We start from the raw sequence: 13,095 nt of genomic DNA, 5'->3' as shown, positions 1-13,095 counted from the left end.
AATTAAAATTAATTATAAGTTCCATACTCAAGTTTATTATACCGGCTTCAAGAGCTAAATGCAAGCAATATTTCGCTCGCATAATTCGACTTTAAGCGACAAGTTCCCGGTGCATGCACATTATTAAATTACTCCACAGCGGCCTCAGGCACATCGGAGATAGAAAAACCAATATCTGTTCTGTAGTGCATATCCTTAAATTCTACCTCGTTAATATAATCGTATACAGAATCAATTACACTTAAAATTCCCTCACCTACTGCTGTCATCCCGATAACTCTGCCGCCATCAGTATAATATTTACCGTCCTCCAGGCGGGTGCCGGAATGAAAAACAATTAAATCATCATGGTGTTTGAGATTTTCCAAGCCTTTAATCTCATGACCTGTTTCGTAAGTTAAAGGATAGCCGGCAGATGCCAGGATTACACAGACTGCATCACTGCCGTAAACATCAATCTCTTTTTTGTATTTTAATTCTACATCGTTTGTCATCTGCATCAGCTCCAGCAGATCCTCTGCTAAAAGCGGCATAATAACCTGGGTTTCCGGATCACCGAAGCGGGCATTATAATCTATTACTTTTGGTCCATTTTCAGTCAAAATAATCCCAACATGCATAACTCCCCGGTAGTCGATTCCTTCACTGTTTAAAGCATGAAGGGTCGGTCTTAAAATTTCCCGGCAGATCTGATCCATCATCTCCTGATCCACATAGGGTGAAGGCGAATAGGAACCCATACCACCGGTGTTTGGTCCTTCTTCTCCCTCAAAGACAGCCTTGTGCTCTCTGGTGCTGGTTACTGGCAGAATCGTCTGGCCATCTGTTAGAGCAAATATCGATACTTCCTCTCCTTCAATGAAGACCTCAACCACAATCCTGTCCCCGGCATCACCAAAGGCTTTATCCTCCATGATTCTGGAAACTGCATCCTGGGCATTCTGATAATTGGAAGCAACAATAACCCCTTTACCTCCTGCCAGACCATTGGCCTTAACTACAAGCGGATATTCTGCATTTTCAAGATAGTTGAGCGCAGAATCCGGATCAGTAAAGACCTCATATTCTCCAGTTGGAATATTATATTTATTAAGAATCTCTTTGGCAAAGGCTTTACTGCCCTCTAAGAGAGCAGCCTGCTTTTTTGGTCCAAAGATCGGCAGCTCACGCTCTACAAAATAGTCAACTATTCCTGCCACCAGTGGTTCTTCGGGGCCGACAACAGTCATCCCAATTTCATTTTCGCGGGCAAAATCTGCCAGGGCTTCAATGTCATCTACTTCTATTTCAACTCTTTCTGCGATTTCTAACATCCCATCATTACCTGGAGCTGCATAAATCTTATCAACATTTTCGCTCTGATAAAGCTTCCAGGCTAAGGCATGTTCTCTACCTCCACTTCCCACTATTAAAACTTTCATAACCGATCCTCCTCATCTTTTATTTATCTGATAATTGCCTGCTTCCGGCCCGGGCCAACACTGATAATCTTAGCCGGAATTCCGATCAGTTCTTCAATTCTTTTTATATATTTTTTAGCATTTTCAGGCAGTTTTTCAAAATCTCTGATTTCGGTAATATCTTCTTCCCAGCCGTGCCAATTTTCGTAAACCGGCTCATAGGGAATTTCACTTTCTAAATACGGTGGGAATTCTTCCACAATTTCTTCCCCGTGCTTATAGGCGGTACAGACTTTAATCTCGTCCAGACCGGTTAAAACATCTATTTTGGTCAGTGCAATCTCGGTTAAACCGTTAACTCTAACAGCATGTTTCAAAATCGGAATATCGAGCCAGCCACATCTGCGGGGACGGCCTGTAGTTACTCCAAACTCATGGCCCTTATCTCTTAAGTATTCTCCCTGCTCGTTTTCCAGTTCTGTGGGGAAAGGACCTGCTCCAACTCTGGTCAAATAAGCTTTAGTAACCCCGATAACATCATCTATTGTTGTCGGGCCCATTCCAGTACCGGTACAGACTCCCCCGGCAGTTGGATTAGAGGAAGTAACAAAGGGATAGGTACCATAATCTATGTCGAGCAGTGTACCCTGTGCTCCTTCAAAAAATATTTTCTGATTATTTTTATGAGCTTCGTTCAGCAGCAGAGAAGTATTTGTCACATATGGTCTCAGCTTTTCTATGTACGGCTGGTAGGCTTTAATGATTTCTTCTGCTTTTAATGGCTCTGCATTATAAACCTTTTCTAATAATACATTATGATAATCAAGTGCTTTTTCCAGTTTTGCCCGCAGTCTGCCTTCATCCAGCAGGTCAGCAATTCTAATTCCCCGGCGGGCGGTTTTATCAGTATAGCAGGGGCCGATTCCTTTACCGGTAGTTCCAATTTTGCTGTCACCCTTGCGCTCTTCTTCCAGGGCATCCAGCATCCTGTGGTAGGGCATAATCACATGGGCAGTCTCAGAAATATAAAGGTTGGCCAGCGAAATTCCTCGTTCTTCTAAGCCTTCCATCTCCTCAACCATAGCTTCAGGGTCAATTACTACTCCTCCGCCCAGCACAGATTTTTTATCCTCATATAAAATTCCAGACGGAATCAAGTGCAGCTCAAATTTTTCCTCACCGACTATTACTGTGTGCCCGGCATTATTTCCACCACCATAGCGGACAACTAAATCAGCAGTCTCAGCCAGCATATCGGTAATTTTACCCTTACCTTCGTCTCCCCACTGTGCACCAACAACTATCTTATTAGACATTTAATTTCTCTCCTCACATATTCTTTGATTAATTCTTCTCACTACTACTCTTTATTTTTAAACTACTATTATTGATTAGTGAAATTACTTTCCTTCAAAATTCTTAAAGACCCAAACAGAAACACTACTAAATTCTAAGTTCTTCTCTCTTAACTATAGTTTAACAAAAATCAGACCAATATGCATCCTTAAATTAATCCCGTCCGCTTAAAAATCTGATCAATGTTTTTCAAATAGGCCTGCCAGTCAAAAATCTGGTCAAGTTCTGCCTCTGATAAATGTTCTCCAATTTCTTCGTCAGCTGCAATCAATTTTCTGTAATCGGTCTTTTCTTCCCAGGCGGTCATCGCATTTCTCTGGGCCAGCTCATAGGCTTCCTCCCGGCGCAGACCTTTTTCGACCAGGGCCAGCATTAAGCGCTGTGAAAAGGTGAGCCCCAGGGTTTTTTCCAGATTAAGCTTCATATTATCTTCATTGACTACCAGCTCTTCCATTACTCCCTTAAACTTAGCCAGCATATAATCGAGCAGCACTGCACTGTCAGGCAGAATAACCCGTTCAACTGAAGAGTGGGTTAAATCTCTCTCGTGCCAGAGGCTTACATTTTCGAGTGCAGGAACTACATTACCTCTAATCACCCGGGCCAGTCCGCTGAGGCGCTCACAGACAATTGGATTCTTTTTGTGAGGCATGGCCGATGAACCCTTCTGACCTTTGCGGAAACCTTCTTCAACCTCCAGAATATCTGTCCGCTGTAAATTTCTAATTTCTGTCGCAAATTTTTCTATAGAAGCAGCTGCCAGGGCAATTCTTTCCACAAAATCAGCATGACGGTCCCGCTGCAGAATCTGAGAGCTGACTTTTGAATTTTTAAGACCTAAAATCTCACAAACCCTTTCCTCAACTGCAGGGTCAATAGTGGCAAAGGTTCCAACAGCCCCAGAAATCTGACCAACTGCCACAACTTCTTCCAGCTGCTCAAAGCGAGTAATCTGGCGCTCAATTTCCTGATACCAGTTTAGGACCTTTAAGCCCCAGGTGATCGGTTCAGCGTGAACACCGTGGGTCCTGCCGACCATAATTGTATCCTTATCAGCCAGAGCTTTTGCAGCCAGAGTTTCCTTTAGCTCTTTTAAACCTGTTAAAATCAGCTCTACGGCCTGCTGCATCTGCATTGCTCGAGCTGTATCCTTAATATCAGAAGAAGTTACTCCCTCGTGAATAAAACGAGATTCCTCACCTAAATTCTCCGAAATCCCTTCAATAAAGGCAATCATATCATGGCGAGTCTCCGCCTCAATTTCTTTAATCCGCTTTAAATCAACCTCTGCTTCCCGCTCAACTTTCTCAGCTGCACTGACTGGAATTTCTCCCAGCTCTGCTCTGGCCTTTAAAATAGCAATTTCGATTTCAAGCCAGATCTCATATTTTCTCTCCTCACTCCAGACATTTTCCATCTCTGCCCGGCTGTACCTTGAAAGCATAAATAATCTCCCTCTCTTTTTTCCATTATTAGATTAATTTTCTTTAAAAATAAATATCAGGCATATTTCAGCAGTTTAGCCGCTGATCTGCCAATAATTTCGCTATTCTCTTTTTTTCAGTTTAATATTAGCAGATGCAGTGGGAGCTGTCAAGATAAGTCTCCCGCCTGCCTGTTGAATTTTAGTCAAATAACACATATAATTATTAACTGCAGTTAAGAAATTTATTGGATTTTTTCTTAAAAAATCTCTGAGATCTGATATAATAAATGTAAGCGCTAAAATTTTGAAGGGTTAATGGTGATCAAATGGATAATAATTTTTATAGAAAAACAGTAGACTTAAGTGAAGCTGACAGCAGGCAGCTTTTAACTTTAGGTGACAGTTTAATCGAAAAGGGGTTTCTGCGCCAGTTTTCCGGAACAGAAACAAAGGTTTTGCTCTATCTGCTTACCCACCGGAAGGAAGCCAGTGAAATTGAAATCGAACTGCCTCTGGCAGCCGGTGCACTGGGGATGGAGATCGAAGACTTAAAATCTGCTCTCAAAGGACTTGCCGGAACCGGTATCATCAGTCGGCAGCCGACAGCAGAAAATAACTTTTTTCGCTGTTTTCTAAGTTTAGAAGCAGTCTTAATGGAAACTGAAAATAAAAAGGTAGTTGAAGAAAGCTCGACTGCAGGAGCGGAAATCAGAAAACAGCTGATCAACAGCAACTCCGCTTCCAAAAATGAAATTGCAGCTGCTTTAATTTCTTTTCTGCCCCCGGCCAGCAGAAATATTCACCGCCGGGAAGAGATAAAAAGCTGGCTTAATGATTTTGAGTCCAGAATGCTCAAAGAGCTGGTGCGCCGAGTTGATAAATGGCTCAAAAGACAGGGAGCAACCGACCACCTGCAGGGAGCCTATGCTTATCTGAAAGCAATTATTGACAGCTGGTATCAGGAAGAAATTACAACCTACGAAAAGCTGCAGCAGCAGGATAAACTGCATCGGGAAACAAAGGAGCTGGCCCGGGCCTATGGAATCAGGTCCTTTTCCTCCAACACTGCCCAGCTGAAAACTTTTCAGAGCTGGCTCAGTGGTGAGCAGGCTTTAAGTAAGGAGCTCGCTCTGGCTGCAATCAGAGAAGCAGTCCGCCGCAAAAGAGACGGTCAGCCTTCTTTGAAATATGTAGAAGATAATTTTATTAACCCGATTAAGGAACTCGGGATCAACAACCTGGCTGATTTCCGCCGCTGGCTGCAGAAAGAAATGGACGGCAAAGCAGCAGAAGCTGACAGCAGGGATCAGAGTGATTCCGGCTCCGAAGAGAAAAAATCAAAGCAGAGCAAAAATAAGAATGAAAATAAAAAGAATAGAGAAAAAGATGATGATGACAGCTATAAATGGAAGGACTTTTTTATTGACTTCGATAAATATAAAGAATAAATTGGTGGGTACCGGGTACCTGGAAAATTTTGGGTTCCAAAACGGTAGCTGCTGAGGAGAAAGGGGATAAATAATGCCACTACAGTTTAATTCAAATAAATATCAGGGTAAGGCCCGAGAAAAATATATGGAAGCCGAAAAAAGAATAGCCCGCGTCCACAGGGAGTATCCTGATGTTGAGCAGGCTTACAGTTATTTAAATTCCCTCAAACGTGAATATAAGATGCTGAAAGTTGGGCTTTTTAATAAAGGTCAGTCAGACCAAAATTCAATTGAAGAGTTGAAAAAAGAAATAGAAAATCTGGAAGCTCACTACCATGAACTGTTAAAAAAACATGATATTCCACTTGACTATAAAGAACCGGACTGGGACTGTGAAAAGTGCCATGATACTGGCCGCATCTATCGGAACAACCAGTATTTAGTCTGCAGCTGTGCCAAAAATGACTTAAGACAGCGCAAACAGCAGAACGGCAATTTACCCCGTCATTTACAGAGTGCAACTTTCGCCAATGCTAATCTCAACTATTATGAAACTGATCTCGTAACAGACAGCGGGATGAACTACCGCGAAAATGCGCAGAAAATTTACAGCCTGGCATCTTCCTTTGTCCAGAAATATAATTCTGAAGGGGTCAGCAGGGGATTGATTATTGAAGGCCCGATCGGGAGTGGTAAATCCTATCTCTTAGGCTGTATTGCCAATGCTTTAATTGACCGCGGGATTCAGTTCCGCTACATTGTATATTCTGATCTCCTGCAGCAGATTAGAAGCACCTATAACCAGAACAATCCTGAGACTGATGAAAAACAAATTTTAAGTACAGTCCAGCAGATTCCGGTACTTTTAATTGATGATCTGGGAACTGAAAAGGCAACAGAATTTGCCTCTTCTACCCTTTATCAGATTATAGACCGCCGCTACAGAGAGGAAAAACCAATTATTTTATCAACAAATTATTCTATTAAAAATTTAAAAAATCGTTTCCCGGTAATGGGAGAGCGAATTTTTCAGCGACTTTTGGAAATGAATAAGTATTTAGAACTTGCAGGTAATGTCAGAGTTAAAAAAATTGAAGAACAACAGGAGGCCTGATTATGGCAGTTGAAGTACAGAACCAGCGTAAGGACGACCGCTACAATAAAAATGAATATCAGCTTTTAGGCATCCTGCTGCAGTACCCGGATAAAATTGATGAGGTTGCTGACCTGCTCGAAGTCAAACATTTTCTGGATCCCCAGGCTCAGATTATTTTTGACCAGCTTTTAAAACAGTATCAGCAGGATAACCAGATTTCGAGAACCAAGCTTTTAATTGATCTGCAGAGTCAGAATGCAGTTGATGAAGCCGAAGAAATAATTGAACGCCTGACTTCAGGTTTCAACACCGTTGATGAGTTGAATCCTACCATTGATTTGATCAAAAAGGATTATCAGCGCTCACTTTTAAAGAGAGCTTCCAACAAGTTGAAAGAACTGACTGAGGCTAATGACCTGACTATCGATGACTATCAGGCTCGGGCTCAGGAAATTATCTTTCAGGCAACTAATGAAAGCAATGACTTAGAAAAACATATTTATAATATGGAAGAAGTTTTGATGGAGTCATTTTCCAACTATATGGACCGCAAACATAAAAAAGCAGATGTCGGCCTGCGGAGTGGCTTTATCTCCCTTGATAATTTAATCGGAGGTTTTAAACGCGGTCACCTGACAGTTATTGCGGCCTCAACTTCAATGGGAAAAACTGCCTTTGCAATCAACATTGCCAAAAATGTGCTTAAAAGAAAGGCCAAAGTGGCCATCATGTCACTGGAGATGGATGCAACTGAGGTTGTAGACAGAATGGTTGTCCAGGAATCTCAGGTTAACGCCTGGAAGTACACTCAGGGAGAGACCAATGATGAGGAAGATCAGCGGGTTTCTAAGGCACTTGATAACTTACATGAGCTGCCCTTAATGATTTCTGATGAGCGTGGTTTAAATACTGCTCAGATTAGAGCTCGTCTGCGGAAGTTTAAGGCCCAGATGGATGGACTTGACCTGGCAGTTATTGATTACCTGCAGATGATTCAGCTGCCGGAGGAACATGCCCAGAACACCTCACGGGCAGTCGGTCAGATTGTCCTTCAGCTGAGAAACTTAGCCTCAGAGCTTGATATCCCGGTAATTTTAATATCTCAGATTTCTCGTAGTTTTACCAGCCGCCAGGATAAAAGACCGGTGCTTTCTGACTTAAGAGACTCCGGTAATATTGAGGAGGTAGCTGATGGTGTTATATTCCTCTACCGTCATGCTCATACCTCTGCTAAAGCCCGCGAAGAAGCGGAAGCAGAAGGAACCGAAAGTGATACAGATATTATCATCGCCAAGCAGCGTACCGGCCAGACAGGGTCGATTAAACTCTTTTTTGAAGAAGAATTTATCCGCTTTGTTGACCCCGAAAATCTATCACTGGAAGGAACGATTCCCCATGGCTAATCTGGACAGTTTAGATTTAAAACTGGTACTTTCCTTTGCCAATGCTTACCGCCGCCTCAACGAAAAGGGAGAGATCAGCGATCAGCAGTTAGAAGAGGTAATGCAGCTGGTGGAAAACTATCAGGAATATGCTCCTGAAGAATTTAAATCTCGGCTGCACGAAATTTTCCCGGAAAGTGATTTTTAACGTACAGGCACCGGGAACCACCCGATTTATGTCGTTTTATGCGGAGGAGGCTGTATTTATGGAAAAAGAAAAAATAAATAAAATAAGGGGAATTCTTAAGAATTATGAGCTGCAGCTGCTTATCTTATTTGGCTCATATGAAAGTGAAAACTTTAATGAGAATAGTGATATTGATCTTGCAGTTAAAGTAAAAAAAGAGAGTTCTTTAAAGAAAAATCAGGATCATGTGCTTTATTCTATTTCTAAAATCTTTGACCTGCGGCCTGTTGATCTGGTTTTATTGAATCATGCTGATCCCTTAATTAAATTCAAAATTGCTTCAGAGGGGAAACTGCTTTATCAAAATGAAAAAGGCCTATTTGAGAAATTCCAGGTAAGAGCAGCAGCTGAACATAATGATGTCCGGAAATTTTATCAGCTTGATCAAAAATTTATTGATAATTTTTTAGAAAGGAGTCAGACCAATGACCGATCCTCTCATCGTGCGCCGAAAATTAAATAAGATGATCGAATACCTGGGCCAGCTGGAAGAAGTCAATCAATATTCAATGGAAAATTATCTTGACAACTTTTTTGTTAAACGGACTGCAGAAAGATTAATCCAACTGATAGTTGAAACTGCCACGGATATAAATGGTCATCTGATAGTAAGCTCAGGCCATAAGCCTCCTGCAGATTATTATACTTCTTTTATTAAATTAAGTGATTGTCAGATAGTAGATCAAAAATTCGCTGAAGAAATTGCCCCTTCTGCTGGATTGAGAAACAGACTTGTTCACGAATATGAGGAAATCGATGATCAAATTGTATATAAAAGTATTCAAAAAACTATTGAGAGTTACAAAAAATATATTAGAAAAATTGAAAGCTACCTCAAAAATATCGAAAACTCCAGCCGTTAAGCTGGAGCTTTTCTGTTCTTACTATAAAATTTGTGAGCCAGAAAGATAAATCACTAAATATCATAGTATTTAGGATCATCATCATTACCATTTTTACTCTGGTCAGTTTTGCTGTCTTCTTTGTGCTGATCTTCATAAACCGGTTCTGAGCTGACATCATAATCAACATCAACATGGGCCGGTCTTTCAGGGATGATGGCCCAGGCCACAATGTAGGCTAAAAGTCCTGCCCCCCAGATGAAAATCAGAACAATTGCTCCCAGACGAACCAGAGTCGGATCAAAGCCAAAGTATTCTGCTATTCCGCCACAAACTCCCCCGACTTTTCTGTTTTCACGGGAACGATAAAGTTTTTTCATTTTTTTCACCTCTTTTAATATAGAAATAAATTATTTGTTGAAACTAAATCAAACTAAGTTTAAATATGATTTCAAAAGCCCCCGGATATCATCTAAGTTATTTTTTAATAAATTAAAAATTACATCTCTATCTAAATCCATATAATCATGAACCAAAATATTTCTGAAAGCAATTATACGAATAAACAACTCTTTTTCCTCTTCATTTAGATAATTATTTTCTGCCAAAATTACAGCAATATCTTTATAAACATTAACCCTCCCCAGATCATCATCTGAAACTATGTGATTCCCTATATCAATTAATGCTTCAATTGATAGATGCAAAAATCTCTCGGCACTTCCATACAGAAGTGGATTATTATTAAATTCTTTAAATTCTACATCTTCAACTATATTCTCCAGCTGTTTAAGATATTCATTACACTTTTGAGATCTTTCTAAAATTATCTCTTTTTTAACCATTTAAAATTCTCTCCTTAAACTTCTGCTGATTTTTTTTCAGGTAATACTCAAAATCAAGGTACTTTCTAATTGCTAGTGATTGATAGGAGGCTGCGTCAAAGTCTTCTTTTTTATAAAGCAGATAATTTTCTTTAACAACTTCATATTTTAAAAGAGCTGATGCCTTGTTTAAAATAACTAAATCTATATTATCAAGTCCAGCTTTAATTAAGTCCTCATAAATCTTAACTTTAATTTCTCCACTTTTTTTAGTATAATTATCCTCTAGAAGAATCGCAATGTCTATATCGCTATTTACACTGGCTTGATTCTTAGCCTGAGAGCCAAAAAGATAAACAGCTTTAATTACATTATTTTCTCTGGCCATTTTAATTATCTTATCAATAACTTTCTTTTTCATAATATCAACCCCTAAACAGCTTGACTTCATTACCTGAGCAAAGAACTAACCAAAACATTTAGCTGCTCGAGATAAATTTATTTACCGTCTTTACATTATTATAAAACAAATTGAAGACAATTAACAGAGGGAGGAAATTATTTTGCCTAAAACAATTAAATTAATTTCAATTTTTGCTGCAGTAGAACTTGTACTTCACGGAATCTGGGAATACACAGCCTGTGGGATCTTTTATACAATGGAGGGCCAGGGATTCATTGAACACCAACTGCTGATGATTCAGGCGACCATAGGTGATGTCTTCATTGCCCTGGGATTATTTTTCATACTGGCCTTTGTCAATCAACGCAGCAACTGGTTTCTCGGGGACTGGGAGAGAAAAGATTATATTATTTCCCTACTCTACTCGGTATTAGTTGCCTTTTATTTTGAAGCTCATGCTCTGCATCTAGGCCGCTGGGGTTACCAGGAAAACATGCCCCTTGTTTACGGTACTTCCATTGCTTTAGTTCCAGTCATCCAACTGTCTTTACTGCTGCCCCTGGGCTTTGTATTAACTAAAAAAATCTATCATTGGAAATTTACATAATTAAGCTCTGAAACTTTTAGACCTTAACCGACATAAATTGACAGGTTCACGGTGCATGTCAGTTTATGTCGGTTTATACATTTATCTGTCAGAAAAGCTTCTCTTTCGACATTTATAGACACAAATCGGGTGGTTCCCGGTGCGTGTACGGGCCTAAAAAGTATAACTTAAATTAATTTCTAAGCCTTTAGCATCTCCACCTAAAACCTCTCCTTCACTGCCGGCTGCAATACTACCCCGCAGCTCAAGCAGCAGATTACTCCCAAAAAGATAGCTGTAATTAGGAATAAAAAGCGTACTGCCGTCATCTAAATAGCTGACCGTCATAATTCCAATGGAAGAGAATTCGTCGATCTCATAACTTAAATTGGTATTGATAAAATCCAGGTTATTTCGGCCTTCTGATCCATTTTCCTCATCTGAAGTAGATGATTCGAGATTAAAGAGATCAAAGGCAGAAATATCTCCTTTAAGCCCCTCCAGCCTTAAATACTCAGCCTGCAGGTAAAGTCTGCTTCCGGCCTGAAAATTATAACTGTAATCAGTACCAAGCTGGTAGATATCATAATCAATCTGATCACTCTGCCAGAGGCCATAGGCACCATAAGCACCAACAGGGCCCAGATCACCTTTAGCTGTTAAACCATAACGCTCCAGATCGGTTTCAGCTTCTAAAGGTGTATTTACATAACTGGCACTTAAATCATAGCCCCTAAAAGTAGTTCTCCCTCTTAGAGCCCATTTATGCTCTTTTTGATTTTCAAGATTGGAAGCAACAAAAGTCAGCCCAGAACCCCAGTTGATTGGATAATATAACTCCAAACCATCCACAAACTTAGCCCGACTTTCTTCTTCTAAATTTTCTGCCCCCAGGCTGTAGTCAACCGGGTTAATTAAGGCACCATATGACCAGGAAATTGGTTGACGCCCAATACTGGCATTAAAAGGACCAAACTTTTCTCTTAAATATAATTTTTTAAACCAGAGATCAAATTTATCTTCTTCTGCTTCCGAGAGAGAAATAACGGCTCTGTTTTGGATATCCAGGGGAAAATCATAGGGTAAAAACCACTCCAGCTCAAGTTCTGCTGCCAGATTGTTTTCCAGCTCAGAATCAGCATAAGTTAAATTGCTGATCAAACTGGCCTTTCCTCCTATATCTGCAGACAGCACCGGCGCTGAAAAAATGGTCAATAAAGCAACAATGGTTATTAAAAAAAGGCTGTGTTTTTTGGTCAAAACTTTCATCTTTTTACATCACCATCCTCATTAACTTCTTAAGTTAGCGCAATCTTTCCAGGGTGAAAATATTTTCCGGTAATTCCGGATTGAATTCAATTTCATTGACTATAAATTCGGTACTTGTATCCCGGCGCAGCTTATTTTCCATCACCATATGCACCGGATACCAGCGGCCGTCAATCTCTTCTACCTCTAAAACTCTAGCTTCTTTGAGCAGCCTGCCGCTTTCTGCATAAAGATCTTCTTTTAAACCAACAAATCTTTCTTTATCAATCCAGACCACCCGTCTGTAATAACTTACCTCTTTACCGGGCACTTTGACTCCTTCCAGTTTATAGGTGGGCCGTCCTTCGTATTCCTCTTCTCCGATTATTTCAAAATCATAAAGAACAGTTAACTTGTCAGATTCCAGCATATCCTGATAGGAGAAATCACTTCCCATCATTCCCTGTTCCAGCATATGGCCTGAAATCTTAACTAAATCTTCAGCCTGTGGAAAAAACATCCAGAGATCATCACCCCTTTTTAAAAACTTGGTCCCCCTGTCCCGAGGGTTTGTAAATTCTGCCAGTGCATGTTCCTGATCCTGCCAGCTGCGCATTGTTTTAGTCTGAGTTCTACCGCTATTTTTAATGATCATTTCAGCTTCCGAATAGGCAGTAATTACATATTCATTTTCATCTCTGCGGTTTATTATCTCATCTGCAGTCAAATCCTGAGCAGCTGCCGAAAAAGTTGTTAGAAAAACCTGAATTATTCATAGCAATCACGAAATAAATTATCAGCCCTGATATATCAACTTCTATCAAAATATTGTTTTCACCCGGTGGGTGAAAGATT

At 40.3% G+C, this 13,095-nt stretch carries 15 protein-coding genes; 7 read left to right on the top strand and 8 right to left on the bottom strand.

What is annotated here, in order from left to right; translation table 11 throughout:
* Positions 1 to 128: 128 nt before the first annotated feature.
* The 3 genes from purD to purB form a co-directional block, all read right to left on the bottom strand.
* Positions 129 to 1,421: a phosphoribosylamine--glycine ligase gene (purD, locus tag C8C76_RS00075; RefSeq protein WP_108137437.1), complete on the bottom strand. Its 1,293-nt coding sequence runs from the start codon at positions 1,419 to 1,421 to the stop codon at positions 129 to 131.
* Between the two features lie 23 nt (positions 1,422 to 1,444).
* Entirely contained in the window at positions 1,445 to 2,716 is a 1,272-nt protein-coding gene (locus tag C8C76_RS00070; protein WP_108137435.1) for an adenylosuccinate synthase, read from the bottom strand.
* 188 nt (positions 2,717 to 2,904) lie between these two features.
* On the bottom strand, positions 2,905 to 4,200 hold the full coding sequence (gene purB, locus C8C76_RS00065) for an adenylosuccinate lyase (protein WP_108137433.1): 1,296 nt from the start codon (positions 4,198 to 4,200) through the stop codon (positions 2,905 to 2,907).
* 308 nt (positions 4,201 to 4,508) lie between these two features.
* Here purB and C8C76_RS00060 point away from each other — a divergent pair, with 308 nt between their 5' ends.
* From C8C76_RS00060 to hepT (C8C76_RS00035), 6 genes are all read left to right on the top strand, one after another.
* Positions 4,509 to 5,630 (top strand): DnaD domain protein, encoded by a 1,122-nt coding sequence (locus C8C76_RS00060; RefSeq protein WP_108137431.1) that lies wholly within the window; start codon positions 4,509 to 4,511, stop codon positions 5,628 to 5,630.
* A 73-nt stretch (positions 5,631 to 5,703) separates the two neighbouring features.
* Positions 5,704 to 6,726, top strand: coding sequence for an ATP-binding protein (locus C8C76_RS00055; RefSeq protein ID WP_108137429.1), 1,023 nt, complete (start codon positions 5,704 to 5,706; stop codon positions 6,724 to 6,726).
* A 2-nt stretch (positions 6,727 to 6,728) separates the two neighbouring features.
* A complete protein-coding gene (locus tag C8C76_RS00050) occupies positions 6,729 to 8,111 on the top strand; it encodes a replicative DNA helicase (RefSeq protein WP_076544055.1) in 1,383 nt (460 codons plus the stop codon).
* On the top strand, positions 8,104 to 8,298 hold the full coding sequence (locus C8C76_RS00045) for a hypothetical protein (RefSeq protein ID WP_108137427.1): 195 nt from the start codon (positions 8,104 to 8,106) through the stop codon (positions 8,296 to 8,298). Before C8C76_RS00050 ends, C8C76_RS00045 begins: the two co-directional genes overlap by 8 nt.
* A gap of 58 nt (positions 8,299 to 8,356) precedes the next feature.
* Positions 8,357 to 8,800, top strand: coding sequence for a type VII toxin-antitoxin system MntA family adenylyltransferase antitoxin (gene mntA, locus C8C76_RS00040; protein ID WP_181248122.1), 444 nt, complete (start codon positions 8,357 to 8,359; stop codon positions 8,798 to 8,800).
* Positions 8,763 to 9,200: a type VII toxin-antitoxin system HepT family RNase toxin gene (hepT, locus tag C8C76_RS00035; protein ID WP_108137423.1), complete on the top strand. Its 438-nt coding sequence runs from the start codon at positions 8,763 to 8,765 to the stop codon at positions 9,198 to 9,200. The genes mntA (C8C76_RS00040) and hepT (C8C76_RS00035) overlap by 38 nt, the downstream gene beginning before the upstream one ends.
* Before the next feature lie 53 nt (positions 9,201 to 9,253).
* On the opposite strand, the gene C8C76_RS00030 is transcribed toward hepT (C8C76_RS00035), so the two are convergent.
* From C8C76_RS00030 to mntA (C8C76_RS00020), 3 genes are read right to left on the bottom strand one after another with little or no spacing between them, the layout of a single operon-like run.
* The gene (locus C8C76_RS00030) at positions 9,254 to 9,559 is read right to left on the bottom strand and encodes a PspC domain-containing protein (RefSeq protein WP_108137421.1); all 306 of its coding nucleotides are present in this window, start codon (positions 9,557 to 9,559) and stop codon (positions 9,254 to 9,256) included.
* A gap of 48 nt (positions 9,560 to 9,607) precedes the next feature.
* A complete protein-coding gene (gene hepT / locus C8C76_RS00025; RefSeq protein WP_108137420.1) occupies positions 9,608 to 10,024 on the bottom strand; it encodes a type VII toxin-antitoxin system HepT family RNase toxin in 417 nt (138 codons plus the stop codon).
* Positions 10,017 to 10,424 carry a type VII toxin-antitoxin system MntA family adenylyltransferase antitoxin gene (gene mntA / locus C8C76_RS00020; RefSeq protein WP_166637127.1) on the bottom strand — a complete coding sequence of 136 codons (408 nt, stop codon included), beginning with the start codon at positions 10,422 to 10,424 and terminating at the stop codon, positions 10,017 to 10,019. Before mntA (C8C76_RS00020) ends, hepT (C8C76_RS00025) begins: the two co-directional genes overlap by 8 nt.
* 142 nt (positions 10,425 to 10,566) lie before the next feature.
* On the opposite strand from mntA (C8C76_RS00020), the gene C8C76_RS00015 reads away from it, so the two are divergent.
* Positions 10,567 to 11,013: a hypothetical protein gene (locus tag C8C76_RS00015; RefSeq protein ID WP_108137416.1), complete on the top strand. Its 447-nt coding sequence runs from the start codon at positions 10,567 to 10,569 to the stop codon at positions 11,011 to 11,013.
* A gap of 153 nt (positions 11,014 to 11,166) precedes the next feature.
* Here C8C76_RS00015 and C8C76_RS00010 read toward each other — a convergent pair whose 3' ends face one another.
* Both C8C76_RS00010 and C8C76_RS00005 read right to left on the bottom strand, forming a co-directional pair.
* Positions 11,167 to 12,261, bottom strand: coding sequence for a porin (locus C8C76_RS00010; RefSeq protein WP_108137414.1), 1,095 nt, complete (start codon positions 12,259 to 12,261; stop codon positions 11,167 to 11,169).
* A gap of 34 nt (positions 12,262 to 12,295) precedes the next feature.
* Positions 12,296 to 12,967, bottom strand: a complete 672-nt coding sequence (locus C8C76_RS00005; protein ID WP_258222386.1) for an outer membrane lipoprotein-sorting protein — start codon at positions 12,965 to 12,967, stop codon at positions 12,296 to 12,298.
* Positions 12,968 to 13,095 lie beyond the last annotated feature (128 nt).

The organism is Halanaerobium saccharolyticum, assembly GCF_003053565.1.
GTDB classification, from domain to species: domain Bacteria; phylum Bacillota; class Halanaerobiia; order Halanaerobiales; family Halanaerobiaceae; genus Halanaerobium; species Halanaerobium saccharolyticum_B.
This window is presented reverse-complemented; position numbering and strand designations above follow the sequence as displayed.

Bases quoted from the DNA above. Each gene is read 5' to 3' on its own strand.
- C8C76_RS00060 (WP_108137431.1), top strand. From the start codon at position 4,509: ATGGATAATAATTTTTATAGAAAAACAGTAGACTTAAGTGAAGCTGAC.
- C8C76_RS00010 (WP_108137414.1), bottom strand. From the start codon at position 12,261: ATGAAAGTTTTGACCAAAAAACACAGCCTTTTTTTAATAACCATTGTT.
- hepT (WP_108137423.1), top strand. From the start codon at position 8,763: ATGACCGATCCTCTCATCGTGCGCCGAAAATTAAATAAGATGATCGAA.
- mntA (WP_166637127.1), bottom strand. From the start codon at position 10,424: ATGAAAAAGAAAGTTATTGATAAGATAATTAAAATGGCCAGAGAAAAT.
- purD (WP_108137437.1), bottom strand. From the start codon at position 1,421: ATGAAAGTTTTAATAGTGGGAAGTGGAGGTAGAGAACATGCCTTAGCC.
- purB (WP_108137433.1), bottom strand. From the start codon at position 4,200: ATGCTTTCAAGGTACAGCCGGGCAGAGATGGAAAATGTCTGGAGTGAG.
- C8C76_RS00070 (WP_108137435.1), bottom strand. From the start codon at position 2,716: ATGTCTAATAAGATAGTTGTTGGTGCACAGTGGGGAGACGAAGGTAAG.
- C8C76_RS00055 (WP_108137429.1), top strand. From the start codon at position 5,704: ATGCCACTACAGTTTAATTCAAATAAATATCAGGGTAAGGCCCGAGAA.
- C8C76_RS00030 (WP_108137421.1), bottom strand. From the start codon at position 9,559: ATGAAAAAACTTTATCGTTCCCGTGAAAACAGAAAAGTCGGGGGAGTT.
- mntA (WP_181248122.1), top strand. From the start codon at position 8,357: ATGGAAAAAGAAAAAATAAATAAAATAAGGGGAATTCTTAAGAATTAT.
- C8C76_RS00045 (WP_108137427.1), top strand. From the start codon at position 8,104: ATGGCTAATCTGGACAGTTTAGATTTAAAACTGGTACTTTCCTTTGCC.
- C8C76_RS00050 (WP_076544055.1), top strand. From the start codon at position 6,729: ATGGCAGTTGAAGTACAGAACCAGCGTAAGGACGACCGCTACAATAAA.
- hepT (WP_108137420.1), bottom strand. From the start codon at position 10,024: ATGGTTAAAAAAGAGATAATTTTAGAAAGATCTCAAAAGTGTAATGAA.